Origin of the sequence: Paraburkholderia sp. BCC1884 (assembly GCF_900996225.1) — a bacterium.
Lineage (GTDB): Bacteria > Pseudomonadota > Gammaproteobacteria > Burkholderiales > Burkholderiaceae > Paraburkholderia.
Window position 1 is genome coordinate 564,105 of sequence record NZ_CAAJGL010000079.1, and the last position, 17,445, is coordinate 581,549.

General features: G+C 63.7%; 13 protein-coding genes. 12 read left to right on the forward strand and 1 reads right to left on the reverse strand.

All coding sequences use genetic code 11. The annotated features are described in order from the left end of the window. Positions 1 to 278: 278 nt before the first annotated feature. The 10 genes from phaC to FQ705_RS18010 all read left to right on the forward strand — a co-directional run bounded on the left by phaC (position 279) and on the right by FQ705_RS18010 (position 12,103). Complete coding sequence (gene phaC / locus FQ705_RS17965) at positions 279 to 2,120, forward strand: class I poly(R)-hydroxyalkanoic acid synthase (RefSeq protein WP_144143567.1); 1,842 nt, start codon at positions 279 to 281, stop codon at positions 2,118 to 2,120. Positions 2,121 to 2,202: 82 nt separating this feature from the next. Then, positions 2,203 to 3,384, forward strand: coding sequence for an acetyl-CoA C-acetyltransferase (locus tag FQ705_RS17970; protein WP_144143384.1), 1,182 nt, complete (start codon positions 2,203 to 2,205; stop codon positions 3,382 to 3,384). Between the two features lie 211 nt (positions 3,385 to 3,595). Next, the gene (locus FQ705_RS17975) at positions 3,596 to 4,336 is read left to right on the forward strand and encodes a 3-ketoacyl-ACP reductase (RefSeq protein ID WP_144143385.1); all 741 of its coding nucleotides are present in this window, start codon (positions 3,596 to 3,598) and stop codon (positions 4,334 to 4,336) included. Between the two features lie 133 nt (positions 4,337 to 4,469). Further along, on the forward strand, positions 4,470 to 5,081 hold the full coding sequence (gene phaR, locus FQ705_RS17980) for a polyhydroxyalkanoate synthesis repressor PhaR (protein WP_144143386.1): 612 nt from the start codon (positions 4,470 to 4,472) through the stop codon (positions 5,079 to 5,081). A gap of 243 nt (positions 5,082 to 5,324) precedes the next feature. Then, the gene (locus FQ705_RS17985) at positions 5,325 to 6,347 is read left to right on the forward strand and encodes a tRNA dihydrouridine synthase (protein WP_144143387.1); all 1,023 of its coding nucleotides are present in this window, start codon (positions 5,325 to 5,327) and stop codon (positions 6,345 to 6,347) included. Between the two features lie 82 nt (positions 6,348 to 6,429). Continuing rightward, on the forward strand, positions 6,430 to 7,812 hold the full coding sequence (gene rimO, locus FQ705_RS17990) for a 30S ribosomal protein S12 methylthiotransferase RimO (protein WP_144143388.1): 1,383 nt from the start codon (positions 6,430 to 6,432) through the stop codon (positions 7,810 to 7,812). Positions 7,813 to 7,815: 3 nt separating this feature from the next. Then, entirely contained in the window at positions 7,816 to 8,766 is a 951-nt protein-coding gene (locus FQ705_RS17995) for a sugar kinase (RefSeq protein ID WP_144143389.1), read from the forward strand. Positions 8,767 to 8,833: 67 nt separating this feature from the next. Continuing rightward, positions 8,834 to 10,018, forward strand: coding sequence for a beta-ketothiolase BktB (bktB, locus tag FQ705_RS18000; RefSeq protein WP_144143390.1), 1,185 nt, complete (start codon positions 8,834 to 8,836; stop codon positions 10,016 to 10,018). Between the two features lie 105 nt (positions 10,019 to 10,123). Continuing rightward, on the forward strand, positions 10,124 to 10,777 hold the full coding sequence (locus FQ705_RS18005) for a hypothetical protein (protein WP_144143391.1): 654 nt from the start codon (positions 10,124 to 10,126) through the stop codon (positions 10,775 to 10,777). A 141-nt stretch (positions 10,778 to 10,918) separates the two neighbouring features. Then, positions 10,919 to 12,103: a cystathionine beta-lyase gene (locus tag FQ705_RS18010; RefSeq protein ID WP_144143392.1), complete on the forward strand. Its 1,185-nt coding sequence runs from the start codon at positions 10,919 to 10,921 to the stop codon at positions 12,101 to 12,103. 143 nt (positions 12,104 to 12,246) lie between these two features. Here the strand turns inward: FQ705_RS18010 and serB are convergent, their stop codons facing one another. Then, a complete protein-coding gene (gene serB, locus FQ705_RS18015) occupies positions 12,247 to 13,086 on the reverse strand; it encodes a phosphoserine phosphatase SerB (RefSeq protein WP_144143393.1) in 840 nt (279 codons plus the stop codon). A gap of 269 nt (positions 13,087 to 13,355) precedes the next feature. Between serB and FQ705_RS18020 the strand changes: the two genes are divergently transcribed. Both FQ705_RS18020 and ligD read left to right on the forward strand, forming a co-directional pair. After that, positions 13,356 to 14,396 (forward strand): Ku protein, encoded by a 1,041-nt coding sequence (locus FQ705_RS18020; protein ID WP_144143394.1) that lies wholly within the window; start codon positions 13,356 to 13,358, stop codon positions 14,394 to 14,396. Positions 14,397 to 14,480: 84 nt separating this feature from the next. After that, complete coding sequence (gene ligD / locus FQ705_RS18025; RefSeq protein ID WP_144143395.1) at positions 14,481 to 17,420, forward strand: DNA ligase D; 2,940 nt, start codon at positions 14,481 to 14,483, stop codon at positions 17,418 to 17,420. The last annotated feature ends 25 nt before the right edge of the window (positions 17,421 to 17,445 follow it).

Sequence of the window (17,445 nt, forward strand, 5' to 3'; positions counted from 1 at the left end):
ACTATCGCACTGCGGCAAAATCGGGAACAAGCATTGACATGCCTTGCGATGGGGAGCAAGAATGTTCCTCACGAGCTCCTCGTAAATGGGACAGGGCGTGACGAGGTCGCGAGCAATCGCCCACTTTGCGCACGAACCTGCCTCTCCACCCGTCCGCAAGGACTCACCGGTCAAAAGCAGGTATGGCAGCATCACATTCCTCAGCTTCCCCCAGCACGGACTCCTCGACGGAGCACACGCAGCAGGCCGGTACCAGCGGCGCGACATCGACCGCAGGCATGCAGCAGTTATTCGATACCTGGCTGAACGCGTGGCGTTCGCTCGGCGCGCCGCAAGGTGCGACGGCAGGTATGCCGTTCCCCATGCCGGGCATGCCTTCGATGCCGCAAATGGGCATTCCGCAGATGCCGTCCATGGGCTTGCCGCCGATGCCGTCGTTTCCCGGCATGCCCGACTTCAGCAAACTGACGGCGGGCGCGATGCCGTCCATGCCGTCGTTCGCCGGACTCAATATTCCGAACGCCGCGATTCCGCCCGAGCGTCTGAAGAAATTGCAGGCCGACTATTCGCGCGAAGCGATGGCTTTGCTCCAGCAGGCGAGCGCACCCGCCACGCAGATTCCCGAACTGAAGGACCGCCGTTTCAGCGCCGAAGCATGGAGCGCGACGCCGGCCTACGCCTTCACTGCCGCGTGGTATCTGCTGAACGCGCGCTATCTGCAGGAAATGGTCGACGCGCTCGACACCGAACCGAAGGTGCGCGAACGCATCCGCTTCGCCGTCCAGCAGTGGACCGCGGCGGCTTCGCCGAGCAACTTCTTCGCGCTGAATCCGGAGGCGCAGAAGACCTTGCTGGACAGCCAGGGTGAAAGCCTGCGCCAGGGCGTGATGAACCTGCTCGGCGACCTGCAGCGCGGCAAGATTTCGCAAACCGACGAGTCGCGTTTCGTGGTCGGCGAGAATCTCGCGAACACCGAAGGGTCGGTGGTGTTCGAAAACGAGTTGATGCAGCTGATCCAGTACAAGCCGCGCACGGCGACCGTGCGTGAGCGGCCGCTGCTGATCGTGCCGCCGTGTATCAACAAGTTCTACATTCTCGATCTGCAACCGGAGAATTCGCTGGTCGCGCACGGGCTCGATTCCGGGCACCAGGTGTTCCTGATTTCGTGGCGCAACGCGGACCAGTCGATCGCGAACAAGTCGTGGGACGACTACATCGGCGACGGCGTGCTCAAGGCGATCAACACGGTCAGCAAGATCAGCGGCCGCGAGCAGATCAACACGCTGGGCTTCTGCGTCGGCGGCACGATGCTCGCCACGGCGCTCGCGGTGGCCGCGGCGCGTGGCGAACATCCCGCCGCTTCGATGACGCTGCTCACCGCCATGCTCGATTTCTCGGACACGGGCGTGCTCGACGTATTCGTCGACGAGGCGCATGTGCAGATGCGCGAGCAGAGCATCGGCGGCAAGAACGGCGCGCCGGCGGGACTGATGCGCGGCGTCGAATTCGCCAACACGTTCTCGTTTCTGCGCCCCAACGATCTGGTGTGGAACTACGTCGTCGACAACTACCTCAAAGGTCGCACGCCGGTGCCGTTCGACCTGCTCTACTGGAACAGCGATTCGACTAGCCTGCCGGGCCCGATGTACGTCTGGTATCTGCGCAACACGTACCTCGAGAATCGTCTGCGTGAGCCGGGCGCGCTCACTACGTGCGGCGAGCCGGTCGACCTCTCGAAGATCGACGTGCCGACCTTCCTCTACGGTTCGCGCGAAGACCACATCGTGCCGTGGCAAACCGCGTATGCGTCGGCGCCGCTGCTCACCGGGCCGCTGAAGTTCGTGCTCGGCGCGTCGGGTCATATCGCGGGCGTCATCAATCCGCCCGCGAAGAAGAAGCGCAATTACTGGACGCTGGAAGGCGACGCCGCAACGCTGCCGCAAAGCGCGGACGAATGGCTCGACGCGGCCACCGAAGTGCCAGGCAGCTGGTGGCCCGAATGGACCACGTGGCTCGACCAGTACAGCGGCAAGAAGGTCAAGCCGCGCGCCACCGCCGGTTCGGCCGAATTCCCGGTGATCGAACCGGCGCCCGGGCGTTACGTGCGGCAGCGCGAGTAACGTGCAACGGCAGTGTGAGCAACGGGATTTTTAACTTGACGGGCTGCGGCGTATCAAGCCGACATGCCCGGAGGATATGGAAATGACTGATGTTGTGATCGTATCGGCGGCCCGTACGGCAGTCGGCAAATTCGGTGGATCGCTCTCGAAGGTCGCTGCGCCCGAACTCGGCGCCACGGTGATCCGTGCCGTGCTCGAACGGGCCGGCATGAAACCCGAACAGGTGAGCGAAGTGATCCTGGGTCAGGTGCTGACCGCAGGCTCCGGTCAGAATCCGGCGCGTCAGTCGCTGATCAAGGCGGGCTTGCCCAACGCCGTGCCCGGTATGACGATCAACGTGGTGTGCGGTTCGGGCCTGAAGGCCGTGATGCTGGCCGCCAACGCGATCATCGCGGGTGACGCGGATATCGTGATCGCCGGCGGTCAGGAAAACATGAGCGCGGCGCCGCACGTGCTGCCGGGCTCGCGCGACGGTTTCCGCATGGGCGACGCGAAGCTGATCGACTCGATGATCGTCGACGGCCTGTGGGACGTCTACAACCAGTACCACATGGGCGTGACGGCGGAAAACGTCGCCAGGGAATACGGCATCACGCGCGAGCAGCAGGACGCGTTCGCGGCCTTGTCGCAGAACAAGGCCGAAGCCGCGCAGAAGTCGGGCCGTTTCGACGACGAAATCGTGCCGGTCGAGATTCCGCAACGCAAGGGCGAACCGCTGCGTTTCGCCACCGACGAGTTCGTGCGTCATGGCGTGACGGCTGAGGCGCTGGCAGGCCTGAAGCCGGCCTTCTCGAAGGAAGGCTCGGTGACGGCCGCCAACGCGTCGGGTCTGAACGACGGCGCGGCCGCGGTGCTGGTGATGTCGGCGAAGAAGGCCGAAGCGCTCGGCCTCAAGCCGCTCGCGCGCATCAAGGCTTACGCCACGTCGGGTCTCGATCCGAAGGTGATGGGCATGGGCCCCGTGCCCGCTTCGCGCCGCTGTCTCGAACGCGCGGGCTGGACACCGGCCGACCTCGACCTGATGGAAATCAACGAAGCGTTCGCGGCGCAAGCCTGCGCCGTCAATCAGCAGATGGGCTGGGACACTTCGAAGATCAACGTGAACGGCGGCGCGATCGCGATCGGCCATCCGATCGGCGCGTCCGGTTGCCGGATTCTCGTCACGCTGCTGCACGAAATGCAGAAGCGCGATGCGAAGAAGGGTTTGGCGTCGCTGTGTATCGGCGGCGGCATGGGTGTGGCGCTCGCGCTCGAGCGCGATTGAAGGTGAGCGAACACGCTTGACCATCGCCAGGCGTGCGGCGCCTGGCGTGGTGATGTGGTGATAGCAGAGTTGCCGCGCGGGGCGCTGATGCAGGCGCCGCGCGCTTAGCAGTGGCCTCGTCGGCCGGTCGCCCGGCGGCAGCGGAGATGAAGTATCAGGCGAGGAAAGGGGCGCCGCTCGGCGCCTCGAAAACGATAACGGAGTGTGGTTTATGACACAGCGAATTGCGTACGTAACGGGCGGGATGGGCGGCATCGGCACGAGCATTTGCCAACGGCTGCACAAAGAGAACTACCGGGTGGTCGCGGGTTGCGGCCCGAACTCGCCGCGTCGCGTGAAATGGCTCGAAGAGCAGAAGGCGCTCGGCTACGATTTCGTCGCTTCCGAAGGCAACGTCGGCGATTGGGAATCGACCAAGGCCGCGTTCGACAAGGTCAAGGCTGAAGTCGGCGAAGTCGACATTCTGGTCAACAACGCCGGCATCACGCGCGACGTCGTGTTCCGCAAGATGACGCATGAAGACTGGACGGCGGTGATCGACACCAACCTGACCAGCCTCTTCAACGTCACCAAGCAGGTGATCGACGGCATGGTGGAGCGTGGCTTTGGCCGCATCATCAACATCTCGTCGGTGAACGGCCAGAAGGGCCAGTTCGGCCAGACCAATTACTCCACCGCGAAGGCCGGGATTCACGGCTTCACGATGGCGCTGGCGCAGGAAGTGGCGACCAAGGGCGTGACGGTCAACACCGTGTCGCCGGGCTACATCGGCACGGACATGGTCAAGTCGATCCGCCCCGACGTGCTGGAAAAAATCGTCGCGACGATTCCAGTGCGTCGTCTCGGTCAGCCGCAGGAAATCGGCTCGATCGTGGCGTGGCTCGCCTCGGACGAATCGGGTTTCTCCACGGGCGCCGACTTTTCGCTCAACGGTGGTTTGCATATGGGCTGAGTCTGCGGCGCGCCGCTCACAAGGCGGCGCACTTCGGCTCAGATGGTTCGGCGGCGTCTCGACTGTGCAATGGCCCGATTGTGCAGCCGGTGTGACGCCGTTTCCGCGCTCAACTCGCGCTCAAAGGCGTTACATGACCACTACTACAAAGAAAACAGCCGAACGACTGATCAAGAAATATCCGAATCGTCGGCTCTACGATACCGAGACAAGCACGTACATCACGCTGACGGATGTCAAACAGCTCGTGCTGGATCAGGAGGATTTCAAGGTCATCGATGCCAAGAGCAACGAGGACCTGACGCGCGCCATCCTGTTGCAGATCATTCTCGATGAGGAGAGCGGCGGCTTGCCGATGTTCTCGTCGTCGATGCTGTCGCAGATCATCCGTTTCTACGGTCATGCGATGCAGGGCATGATGGGCACGTATCTGGAAAAGAACATTCAGGCCTTCATCGACATTCAGGCGAAACTCGCCGACCAGTCGAAGAATCTGTACGAAGGCAAGGCCATGAACCCCGAGGTCTGGTCGCAGTTCATGAACATGCAGGCGCCGATGATGCAGGGCATGATGACCAGCTACATCGAGCAGTCGAAGAATATGTTCGTGCAGATGCAGGAGCAGATGCAGACCCAGGCCAAATCGATGTTCGCGACTTTCCCGTTCACGCCGGGTGGCCCGGTGAATGCCGGCACCGCGCCGGCCGCCGCGCCGCAGACCAATCCGGAGCCGGAGAAGAAGTAAGGGCTGAAGCGCGTGATCGCGGGCGGCGTTTCCCGGTTTGCGGGGCGGCGCCCGCTCCTCGCGCGGCCCGGCCGGTCGACTTGCGTCGCCACGGTACAATCGCGGGCTGCGGGTGTGGGGCATTTTCCTCGAAGAGGGCGCTCTGGCCGCCAACTCGATCCCCATTCTCACGGTCCGTCCCATGTTTCACCTTTTCCCCCTTGATCCTCACGCGCGACGCTTCCCGTCGGCGTGGGCTGCCGCATGAGCCGCCTGTTCCTCGCGCCGATGGAAGGGGTCGCGGACTACATGTTGCGCGACGTGCTGACGAGCGCGGGCGGCTTCGACGGATGCGTGTCCGAGTTCATCCGCGTGACGGGTTCCGTGCTGCCGAGCCGCGTGTACGAGCGCGAGGCGCCCGAAGTGCTGCACGGCGGTCGCACCCTGAGCGGCACGCCGATGGTGATCCAGCTGCTCGGCAGCGACGCCGACTGGATGGCGCGCAATGCGGCCCACGCGGCCACGCTTTCGCCGCACGGCATCGATCTGAATTTCGGTTGTCCTGCCAAGATCGTCAACCAGCACGGCGGCGGCGCGATGCTGCTGGCCGACCCTCGTCAGTTGAACCGGATTGTGTGCGCCGTGCGCGCCGCGGTGCCGGCCCATATCGCGGTGACGGCGAAGATGCGCCTTGGCGTGTCCGATACCTCGCAGGCGATCGATTGTGCCGTGGCGCTGGCCGAAGGCGGTGCCGCGTCGCTCGTCGTGCATGCCAGAACACGCGAAGACGGCTACCGGCCGCCCGCGCATTGGGAGTGGATCGCCCGCATCGACGCGGCGGTCGACGTTCCCGTGATCGCGAACGGCGAAGTCTGGAGCGTGGCCGACTGGGAGCGCTGCCGGGCAGTTAGCGGCTGCGCGGACGTGATGATCGGGCGAGGCGCCGTTTCCGACCCCTTTCTGTCGCTGCGCATACGTGGCCTGATGGATCGAACGCCGTCCGCCGGGGAGTGGCCTTTCGTTTTGCGCGACATGGCCGGTTATCTGACCAAAATGCAAAACCGCGTCGCGTCGCGCCACGAGCATGGCCGCGTCAAGATGTGGCTCAGCTATCTGAAGCGCACCTGGGCACAAGCGGCCGACCTGCACGCGGCGATCCGGCGTTTGCACGATTCACGCGAGATTATCGAGGTGATCGAGCGCGCAATCGGGGTCTGCGGCGCGATGCCGGAGGCCGATCCGGCGAGCGTCGATCAGCCCGAAACGGCGCAAGCCGCAGCCAGTTGAGGGCGGAAATTCAAAGACTTACGAGCGGCGGCGGTGCCAAACCGCTACAATTCAAGGTTTAACGTCTTCCACGCGGTCCCCCATGTCCACCCCCACGATTGCCCCGACTGCTGCGCCGAAAGTCGGCTTTGTCTCCCTCGGCTGCCCGAAAGCGCTGGTCGATTCCGAACAGATCATCACCCAGTTGCGTGCCGAAGGTTATGAAATCTCCGGCACGTACGACGGCGCGGATCTCGTGGTCGTCAACACCTGCGGTTTCATCGACGAAGCGGTGCAGGAAAGTCTCGACGCGATCGGCGAAGCGCTCAACGAAAACGGCAAGGTGATCGTCACCGGCTGTCTCGGCGCGAAGAAGAGTGCGAGCGGCACGGGCCTGATCGAAGAAGTGCACCCCAAGGTGCTGGCCGTGACTGGCCCGCATGCGCTGGGCGAGGTGATGCAGCATGTGCATGCCCATCTGCCGAAGCCGCACGACCCGTTCGTCGATCTCGTGCCGGCTGCCGGCGTCAAGCTCACGCCGCGCCACTACGCGTATCTGAAGATTTCCGAAGGCTGCAATCACCGCTGCACGTTCTGCATCATCCCGTCGATGCGCGGCGACCTCGTGTCGCGTCCCGTCGCCGAGGTGATGCTCGAAGCGGAGAACCTCTTCAAGTCGGGCGTGAAGGAACTGCTGGTGATTTCGCAGGACACGAGCGCGTATGGCGTCGACGTCAAATACCGCACGGGCTTCTGGAACGGCAAGCCGATCAAGACGCGCATGACCGATCTGGTCGGCGCGCTCGGCGAACTGGCTGCGCAATACGGCGCATGGGTGCGCCTGCACTACGTCTACCCGTATCCGAGCGTCGACGACGTGATTCCGATGATGGCCGAAGGTCCGTACAAGGGCCACGTGCTGCCGTATCTCGACGTGCCGTTCCAGCACGCGCACCCCGAAGTGCTCAAGCGCATGAAGCGTCCGGCCAATGCCGAAAAGGTGATGGAGCGGGTGAAGAAATGGCGCGAAATGTGCCCGGATCTGACGATCCGCAGCACGTTCATCGCCGGATTCCCGGGTGAGACCGAAGAGCAGTTCCAGACCCTGCTCGATTTCATCCGCGAGGCGGAACTGGATCGGGTCGGCTGCTTCGCCTATTCGCCAGTCGAAGGCGCAACGGCCAACGAACTCGACGGCGCGTTGCCCGACGAAGTGCGTGAAGAACGTCGCGCGCGTTTCATGGAAGTGGCCGAAGAAGTATCGGCCAAACGCATCGCGAAGAAGGTCGGCAAGACGCTGAAGGTGCTGGTCGACGAGATCAATGCCGACGGCGGCATCGGCCGCACGGCGGCTGATGCGCCGGAGATCGACGGCGTCGTGTATATCGCGCCGGCTACCAAGGCGTCCAAACGCTACAAGGTCGGCGATTTCGTTTCGGTGAAGATCACCGGCGCTGACGGTCACGACCTGTGGGGCGAGGTCTGAACGATGACGTCGAGCACGGCCGCCGTCCAGCCAACCCAAACGTCTGACATCCTCGCTCTCGGCGAGGCGATGATCGAATTCAACCAGTCGGCGAAGGACCAGCCGAACTATCTGCAAGGCTTCGGCGGCGACACGTCGAACTTCTGTATCGCGGCGGCGCGGCAGGGCGCGAAGACCGGTTTCGTGTCGGCGGTCGGGGCGGATCATTTTGGCCGTTTGCTGGTCGATTTGTGGGAGCGCGAGCAGGTGGATACGTCGCTCGTCAAGGTCGATGCGCAGGCGTCCACCGGGGTCTACTTCGTCTCGCACGGTCCCGAGGGTCACGCGTTCGACTATCTGCGCGCGGGGTCGGCGGCAAGCCGCTACGCGCCGCACGAATTGCCGCTCGAAGCGATCGCCGCAGCGAAAGTCATTCACCTGTCCGGCATCAGCCTGGCAATCAGCCTGAGTGCTTGTGACGCCGCGCTCGCCGCGATCGCGCATGCTCGCGGCAACGGCGTGCAGGTGAGCTTCGACACCAATCTGCGTCTGAAGCTATGGCCGCTTGCGCGGGCGCGCGCGGTGATGCTCGAAGCGATTCGCCTGACCGACATCTGCCTGCCGAGCTGGGACGACGTGACCGAACTCACCGGTTTGACCGGCCGCGACGAGATCGTCGATTTTCTGCTCTCGCACGGCCCGCGTGTGGTGGCGCTCAAGCTCGGCAAGGAAGGCTCGTACATCGCCACGCCGAACGAGCGGCGCGTCGTGCCGGGTCACGCGGTCAATGCCGTCGATGCAACCGGTGCGGGCGACTGTTTCGGCGGCGCGTTCATCGCGCGCATCGTCGCGGGTGACGATCCTTTTGCCGCCGCGCGTTATGCGAACGTCGCCGCTGCGCTGTCCACGCAAGGCTATGGCGCGGTCGCGCCGATTCCCTCGCGTGCGACGGTCGAACGACTTCTGGCAGGCTGAAACACACGCGCCGCGACGCGCAGCCCGTCGCGGCACATCATCTTGAGAGACTGGAGAGGAGCGAGCGATGCAACGGGAAGTAGTCGTGGTGAGCGGTGTGCGTACGGCCATCGGTGGTTTCGGCGGCAGTCTGAAAGATTTCCCGCCGACCGATCTCGGCGCGCGTGTAGTGCGTGAAGCACTGGAGCGCGCCAAGGTATCGGGCGACGAAGTCGGGCACGTGGTATTCGGCAACGTCGTGCATACCGAGCCGAAGGACATGTATCTGGCGCGCGTGGCCGCGATCAACGGCGGCGTCGCGCAACACACCCCGGCGCTGACCGTGAACCGCCTGTGCGGGTCCGGCTTGCAGGCGATCGTGTCGGCTGCGCAAGGCATCTTGCTAGGCGACGCCGACATCGCGATCGGCGGCGGCGCGGAGAACATGAGCCGCGCCCCTTACTCGATGCCCGCCGCGCGCTTCGGTCAGCGCATGGGCGATGCCCGTCTCGTCGACATGATGGTCGGCGCACTGAACGACCCGTTCCAGTCGATCCATATGGGCGTGACCGCCGAGAACGTCGCGCGCAAGTACGAAATTTCGCGCGAGGCGCAGGACGCGCTCGCGCTCGAATCGCATCGCCGCGCGGCCAACGCGATCACGAACGGTTACTTCAAGGACCAGATCCTGCCGATCACGATTCCGTCGAAAAAGGGCGACGTCGTGTTCGATACGGACGAACACACGCGCATGAATGCATCGCCGGAAGACTTTTCGAAGCTGAAGCCCGTGTTTGCGAAAGAAAACGGCACGGTGACGGCCGGCAATGCGTCGGGCATCAACGACGCCGCGGCCGCTGTCGTGCTGATGGAGCGCAGCGTCGCCGAACAGCGCGGCATCAAGCCGCTGGCGCGGCTGGTGTCGTACGCGCATGCGGGTGTCGATCCGGCTTACATGGGCATCGGTCCCGTGCCGGCTACGCGCCGGGCGCTGGAGCGGGCCGGTCTGACGGTCGCCGACCTCGACGTGATCGAGGCCAACGAAGCATTCGCCGCCCAGGCTTGCGCGGTCAGCAAGGAACTTGGCTTCGATCCGGCCAAGGTCAATCCGAACGGCTCGGGCATTTCGCTCGGCCATCCGATCGGCGCGACCGGCGCGGTCATCACCGTGAAGGCATTGTATGAATTACAGCGGATCGGCGGCCGCTATGCGCTGGTGACGATGTGTATCGGCGGCGGGCAAGGTATTGCCGCGATCTTCGAGCGAATCTGAAGCCTGTCGCGGCATGGTCCGGCAGGTCGGCGCGAATTCAAAGGCCGGCGGTCGGACACGCCACAGGCGGCTATTGAGCGGTAACGGGCAATGGGGAAGCAAGGGATGCGGGAATCGAAAGCGAAGAAGGGTGCCCTGCAGCGGCGCGTCTGGGCAGTGGTGAGCGCCGCCGCCTTGCTGGGTGTCGGCGCGGGCGCGGTATGGCCGATTCAGGCATGGGCCGAAAGCGATGCGGTCAAGGAATTGGCGGCGCCGCCGCCGATTCAGCTGCCGCTCCGGCCGAGCGCCGAATTCGCGAAGTTCCCGCGCTACGCCGGCATGCTGGGCGAGCGTCAGATCGTGCTGCGGCTCGGCGCGAAAACCGACGATCCGTCGGGCGTGCACGGCGAGTATCAGTACACGGACACGGGCGAAGTGATCCTGATCGCCGGCGACCGCGATGGCGATACGCTCGAAGTCGAGGAATCGAACGACGGCACGCATATCACCGGCAACTGGGTCGGCAAGTTCGCGGCCGACGGTTCGGTGGCCGGCGACCGCATGAACGTCGACGATTCGGACCCGCAGGCCTTCGATCTGAAGCCGCTTGCCGCTGGACAGGCCGTGCCGGCTCCCACTGCACCGGCTGCGGCCGACAAGGCCTTACCGGATTCTCAAGGGGCGACAGGCGCTGCCGCCGGCGCGGTGAAGCCGCCGCCTTCGGCTCCGGCCAACGCCCATGCGGTGGGTGGCGTCAACAACCTGCAAACTGGCGAATAAACAGGCTGGCCGTCGCGTGGCATCGCGCCGCGCGCCCGTTTTCTGTCAGGCAAAAACCTCTCGAGTCGCCTACTCTTGCGTGAGAGACGCATGCATCCATCAGGTGCTTCCCTCATTTCCCGCTTTTCATCGAACTCCACCATGACCCAATCCAGCTTCAAACGCGGCCTGCAAACCCGGATCGTGCGCGCCGAGGACCAGATCACACCGGGCTTCGAGTCGTTCGCGATGCCGGTCACGCGCGCCTCGACGGTCGTGTTTCCCGACCTCGCCACCATGCGCGCGCTCGACTGGCAAAACGACGCGCAATGGCGCTACGGCCTGCACGCGACGCCGACCTCGCTCGCGCTGGCGCAGCGACTCGCGGCGATCGAAGGCGGCCATCACGCGTTGTTGCAGCCGTCGGGTTTGTCGTCGATTTCGAACGTGTACTTCGGCCTCGTCAAGTCGGGCGACGATGTGCTGATTCCCGACAACGTCTACTCGCCGAACCGCGATCACGGCGACTGGCTGGCGCGCGATTTCGGCATCACGGTGCGCTATTACGATCCGATGATCGGCGCGGGCATCGCCGATCTGATCCAGCCGAACACGCGTCTGATCTGGCTCGAAGCGCCAGGCTCGGTGACGATGGAAGTGCCCGACGTGCCGGCCATCACGGCGGCGGCACGCGCGCGCAACGTGATCACGGCGATCGACAACACGTGGTCCGCCGGCCTCGGTTTCCGGCCGTTCGATCACGGCGTCGACATTTCCGTGCAGGCGCTGACCAAGTATCAGTCGGGCGGCGGCGACGTGCTGATGGGCGCAACGATCACCGTCGATCGCGAACTGCATCTGAAGCTGAAAGCGGCGCGCACGCGGATGGGGATCGGGGTGTCGTCGGATGACTGCTCGTTGATTCTGCGTAGTCTGCCGAGCATGCAATTGCGCTTCGAGCAGCATGACCGCGCGGCGCTCGCCTTGGCCAGGTGGCTGAAGACGCGGCCGGAGATCGCGGCGGTGCTGCATCCGGCGATTGCCGATTGTCCGGGGCACGAGTTTTTCGAGCGGGACTTTACGGGCGCCGGCGGTCTTTTTTCCGTGGTGTTCGATGCCCGCTACAGCGCAGCGCAAGTCGACACGTTCTGCGAGTCGCTCGAACTGTTTTCGATCGGCTGGAGCTGGGGCGGCGCGCACAGTCTCGTGATGCCCTACGACGTCGCGTCGATGCGCACGGCGGCGCAATGGCCGCATGGCGGCACCTTGGTGCGCTTCTATATCGGTCTGGAAGACGAGGCGGATCTGCAAGCGGACATGGAGCAGTGTCTGGCGGCGCTCGGCTAAACGCCCGGACGTTCTGCCGCACGCTTATCAGGCCCATCGGGATGTGTTTCCGGTGGGCTTTTTCTTTTGCCGATATTTGTCAATATAGACAGCAAGCCTAACCATTTGGCATTGCCAATGCCGCCTTCATGAATCGACCCACATCAGAACAACCGCAACAGGCCATCCAGTCCAACGAAATTGAATGCCACGCTGGCCGCTTCGCGGACCACCGGCTTCGCACGGAAAGCAACTGAAAGTCCTGCTTCGGCCATCATCTTCAGATCGTTTGAGCCGTCGCCCATCGCAATCGAACGGCTCGGCTCAATGCCCAGTTGGGCGCTTGTTTCGCGCAGGGTGCGTGCCTTTACGTCGGCATTGACGACCTCGCCGAGCACCTTGCCGGTCAGTTTGCCGTCCACGATGTCGAGCGTATTCGCGTGCGTGAAATCCAGGCCGAGGCGCGCCTTCAGTTTGTCAGTGAAGAAGGTGAAGCCGCCCGACACCAGCAGCGTTTTCAATCCGGCCGCCTTCGCGCCGGCCAGCATCTGTTCCGCGCCCGGCGACAGTTGCAGTCGCTCTTCGTACACGCGTTCGAGCGCGCTGGCATCGAGCCCCTCGAGCAACGCTACGCGGCGCGTCAGACTTTCGTTGAAGTCCTTGATCTCGCCTCGCATCGACGCCTCGGTGATCGCCGCCACTTCCGCTTTCAGTCCGCAGAAGTCGGCGATTTCGTCGATACACTCGATCGTAATCAGCGTGGAGTCCATGTCCATCGCGACGAGGCCGAAGTCGCTCAACTGGCGGCCGGGTTCGACAAACGCGTAGTCCAGTTGGTGGGTGCCGCAATACACATCGAGATCGGCGCGCTGGGCGACGCTTGCATCCGCGATACGAATCGCGTTGGCGTCGATAGCAGTCGCCGATGTGCCGCGCGCAAGCGCGACGAGCGTTGTGTGATGGTCGGCGGAAAGGGGCGCGAGACTTTGAATGACGAGGTTCATGGACGACGACGCAATGACGCGAATAAAGGACGGGCGCGCGGGGCGCGGACAATCCCGTTATTGTAACGGTTCGACGATTCGCGCCCACCCGCACGAGCGCTTGCCCAGAACATAGCGGAACCGTCCACGCCGGTGTTTTTTTTGCCGACCGAATGCAAGCCTTACAGTCTGGCGTAAGAGCCGATTCGTCGTGCGCGAGGCGCACCGTCGCGCGCGACCCGTGGCACGCTTGCTGCTTCACCTGAATTCTCAGGCCTAGGGAGCGCACGATGGCACACATGATCTGGAAAGGCGCAATCAGCTTTGGGCTGGTCCACGTACCGGTGCAGCTCTATCCGGCAACGCAGTCCGAGAAGGTCGGCTTCAACCTGCTGGACAAGCGCACGATCGACCCCGTGGGGTACAAGCAGATCAACAAGCGTACCGGTAAGGACGTGACGCGCGACAACATCGTGCGCGGGTTCGAGTACGAGAAGGACAAATACGTCGTGCTATCGGATGACGAGATTCGCGCGGCCAATCCGGAGTCGACGCAAACGGTCGATATCCTCGCTTTCGTCGACGCACCCGACATCTCGTTTCTGTATCTCGACACGCCGTATTTCCTCACACCCGACCGTAAGGGCGACAAGGTCTACGCGCTGCTGCGCGAAGCCATGAAGTCGTCCGGCAAGATCGGCGTGGCGAGCGTCGTGTTGCACAACAAGCAGCATCTGGCCGCGCTGATTCCAGTTGGTCCGATGCTGGCGTTGAATACGCTGCGTTGGGCGGCCGAGGTGCGTGACGTCGACGAATTCAAAGTGCCGCCGGACGGCATGAAGGCGGCGGGCGTTACGTCGCGCGAACTCGACATGGCCAAAAAGCTGATCGCCGACATGACCGATCCGTGGGACCCGTCGCAGTATCGCGACACGTTTCGCGACGACATCATGGCGCTGGTCGATCGCAAGGTCCGCGCGGGCAAGACGGAGGAAATCACCGACGTCGAAGCACCGCGCGAGTCCCGTCAATCCGCCGACATTCTCGATTTGTCCGACCTGCTTAAACGCAGCCTCGGCCGCGGCAAGGGCAAGGCGGCGTCCGGCGGCCGCAAGCGCGCCGCGGATGAGGACGACGGCGACGACGCTCGAAGCGACGGCGAAGCGGAAGCCGCGCCAGCCACGAAAAAGGCGCGTGCGAGCACGTCGCGCAGTCGCAGCGGCAGCGGTAGTGGTACAGCCAGCCGAACGGCAGCAAAGAGCGCGGCCAAACCCGCGGCGAAAACTGCAGCGTCATCCTCCGCCACGCGCAAGCGCCGCGCGGCGGCCTGATCGATTGTCAGAGCGCACGCCTTGCCGATTTGCCGACCGGCACGGTGAGCACCGCGCTACTCGAACCGCGAGGACGTCATCGACATGAACGACAGACTCGATCAATACACCCGAAAACGGCGTTTCGATGAAACGCCGGAGCCTTCCGGCGCCGTCACGGGCCGCACGCGGGCCGGTCGTAAAACGGCACGACGCGCGGCGGACGAGGCGCTGTCGTACGTGATCCAGGAACACGATGCGCGGCGTCTGCATTACGACTTCCGGCTCGAACTGAATGGCACTTTGTTGTCGTGGGCCATACCGAAGGGGCCGAGCCTCGATCCGTCGGTGAAGCGGTTGGCGGTGCACGTCGAGGATCATCCGGTCGAATACGGTTCGTTCGAAGGCGAGATTCCGCCCGGCAACTATGGCGCGGGCAGCGTCATCGTATGGGATCGCGGCACGTGGGAGCCGATCGGCGGTGCGGAGGAAGCGGCGCGCGCGTACGCGGCCGGCAAACTCAAATTCCATCTGCATGGCGAGAAACTGCACGGCGGCTGGACGCTGGTGCGCAGTCATATGCGGGGCAGTGGCGATAAGGAGCAATGGTTGTTGATCAAGGAGCGTGATGAGCAGGCGCGCGACGAGAGTGAATACGACGTGCTAAAGGCAATGCCGGGGAGCGTGCTGGAGGATACGTCGGGTGGGAGCGAAGCGAGAAAGAACGGGGCGGCGAAACGTAGCACGGGAAAGAACACTACGACAAAAAGCACCACGGCAAAAAGCACCACGACACAAAACGGAGCCACAAAAAGCGCCGCAAAAAAACGTTCCGCGAGCGACCCCAAACGACCCGACGTCGTCGCGACCCGCAGTCCCGAATCGCTGCGGGAGCTTGCCGCTGCGCCATCCATCGAGGGCGCATTGAAGGCGCGCTTGCCGGCCACGCTCAAGCCGCAACTGGCGACGCTCGTCGACGCCGCGCCGCCCGGCGATGACTGGACCTATGAAATCAAGTTCGACGGCTACCGCGTATTGACCCGCCTCGATTCGCCGGCCAAAGGCGCGAAACGGCCAAAAGGAGCGAAATCAGCCGATCGCAGCGCGGTCCAGATCTTCACGCGCGCAGGCAACGACTGGACCAGCAAATTCGGCAAACTGGTCGAAGCATTCGAACGACTCGACATCGACAGCGCGTGGCTCGACGGCGAAGCCGTCGTACTCGACGAACGCGGTGTGCCGAGCTTTCAGGCGTTGCAAAACGCCTTCGATTCGAACCGTCCGCAGGACATGGTCATCTACCTGTTCGACCTGCCGTTTCTGAACGGCTACGACTTGCGTGGCGTGCCGCTGGAGCAGCGACGGGCGATTCTGCACGCCCTGCTGGACCCGTCGGACGACAGCGTGCTGCGCTTTTCCAATAACTTCGATTTCAGTGCCGATGATCTACTCAAGAGCGCGTGCGACATGGCGCTCGAAGGCATCATCGGCAAACGGCGCGACAGCGGTTATATGTCGGGTCGTTCGTCCGCGTGGATCAAGCTCAAATGCCGGCGACGTCAGGAGTTCGTGATCGGCGGCTACTCGGAGCCGTCCGGCAGTCGCGCGGCGTTCGGTGCGCTGCTGCTCGGCGTGTACGACAACAAAGGGCAATTGCAGTACGCCGGACGCGTCGGCACCGGTTTCGACGCCGCCTTGCTGCGCTCGGTCAAACAGGCGCTCGACGCGCACGCGACCTCGCGCATGCCGTTCGCCAGCGCACCACGCGAGCGCAGTCGCACGCCGGTGCATTGGGTCAAGCCGGTGCTGGTCGCCGAATGCAACTTCGCCGAATGGACGAGTGACGGCATCGTTCGCCAGGCGTCGTTCGTGAGCCTGCGCGACGACAAACCGGCGCGCCAGATCGTCAAGGAAGCCCCCCGTCAAGGAGCCGACGTGCAACCGCAAACCGACACCACGGTCGACATCGCCCCGAAAAAGCGCGCAGTGTCGAAAAAGTCCGCGAGCAAAGCTGGCGCAAAGTTAGAGAGTGGGAAGTCCGCCGCGACGGCGAAGTCCGCTACACCCGCGAAGTCCGCTACACCTGCGAAGTCCGCTACACCCGCGAAACCTGCCGCGACCGCGAAGTCCTCCACAACCGCCAAATCTTCCACGACCGCCGACATCGCTGGCGTGCGCATCTCGCACCCCGACCGCGTCATCGACAAAAGCACCGGCACGCGCAAGATCGATCTCGTGCAGTACTACGAGTCGGTGGCCGACTGGATGCTGCCACATCTGCGGGATCGGCCGGTGTCGCTGGTGCGTGCGCCGGAGGACATCGGCGGCGAGCTGTTTTTTCAGAAGCACAGCCAGAAACTCTCGATTCCCAACGTCGAGCAACATCCCGGCCTCGACCCCGGTCATCCGCCGCTGATTACCGTCGATACCATCAGGGCATTGGTCGGCGCGGCGCAAATGGGCACGGTGGAATTTCACACGTGGAATGCGGTGGCATCGAATATAGAAAAACCCGATCGTGTCGTTTTCGACCTGGACCCGGACGCCTCGCTCGGTTGGGAGCGCATGATCGAAGCGGCGCAACTGACGCGTTCGTTGCTGGAAGAACTGGGCCTCACATCGTTTTGCAAGACGAGTGGCGGCAAAGGTCTGCATGTCGTGGTGCCGCTCGCCAAACAGGCCGGCTGGGATGAAGTAAAAGACTTCTCGCAAGCCGTCGCGCAGCACATGGCGACGACCTTGCCGAAGTACTTCAGTGCCAAAATGGGCGCGCAGAACCGCAAGCAGAAAATCTTCGTCGACTACCTGCGCAACAACCGCGGCTCGAGCACGGTGTGTGCGTTCTCGGCGCGTGCGCGGCCCGGCCTGGGCGTGTCGGTGCCGCTTGCGTGGGACGAAGTCGCCAGTACCACCAGCGGCGATCAGTGGAACATCGCCAACCTGCACGAACGTCTCGCGCAACTCAAGAGCGATCCCTGGGCGCAGTATGCAAAAACCCGTCAGCGCATCACCGCAGCCATGAAAAAACGCCTCGACCCGGCATAACGATGGCGACTGAGCCGGACCCGGT

What these genes read in the sequence shown, in the direction of transcription:
- FQ705_RS18010 (WP_144143392.1), top strand. Translation starts at nt 10,919, where the DNA reads ATGACCCAATCCAGCTTCAAACGCGGCCTGCAAACCCGGATCGTGCGC.
- phaC (WP_144143567.1), top strand. Translation starts at nt 279, where the DNA reads ATGCAGCAGTTATTCGATACCTGGCTGAACGCGTGGCGTTCGCTCGGC.
- FQ705_RS18020 (WP_144143394.1), top strand. Translation starts at nt 13,356, where the DNA reads ATGGCACACATGATCTGGAAAGGCGCAATCAGCTTTGGGCTGGTCCAC.
- FQ705_RS17975 (WP_144143385.1), top strand. Translation starts at nt 3,596, where the DNA reads ATGACACAGCGAATTGCGTACGTAACGGGCGGGATGGGCGGCATCGGC.
- FQ705_RS17995 (WP_144143389.1), top strand. Translation starts at nt 7,816, where the DNA reads ATGACGTCGAGCACGGCCGCCGTCCAGCCAACCCAAACGTCTGACATC.
- bktB (WP_144143390.1), top strand. Translation starts at nt 8,834, where the DNA reads ATGCAACGGGAAGTAGTCGTGGTGAGCGGTGTGCGTACGGCCATCGGT.
- FQ705_RS17985 (WP_144143387.1), top strand. Translation starts at nt 5,325, where the DNA reads ATGAGCCGCCTGTTCCTCGCGCCGATGGAAGGGGTCGCGGACTACATG.
- FQ705_RS17970 (WP_144143384.1), top strand. Translation starts at nt 2,203, where the DNA reads ATGACTGATGTTGTGATCGTATCGGCGGCCCGTACGGCAGTCGGCAAA.
- phaR (WP_144143386.1), top strand. Translation starts at nt 4,470, where the DNA reads ATGACCACTACTACAAAGAAAACAGCCGAACGACTGATCAAGAAATAT.
- FQ705_RS18005 (WP_144143391.1), top strand. Translation starts at nt 10,124, where the DNA reads ATGCGGGAATCGAAAGCGAAGAAGGGTGCCCTGCAGCGGCGCGTCTGG.
- rimO (WP_144143388.1), top strand. Translation starts at nt 6,430, where the DNA reads ATGTCCACCCCCACGATTGCCCCGACTGCTGCGCCGAAAGTCGGCTTT.
- ligD (WP_144143395.1), top strand. Translation starts at nt 14,481, where the DNA reads ATGAACGACAGACTCGATCAATACACCCGAAAACGGCGTTTCGATGAA.
- serB (WP_144143393.1), bottom strand. Translation starts at nt 13,086, where the DNA reads ATGAACCTCGTCATTCAAAGTCTCGCGCCCCTTTCCGCCGACCATCAC.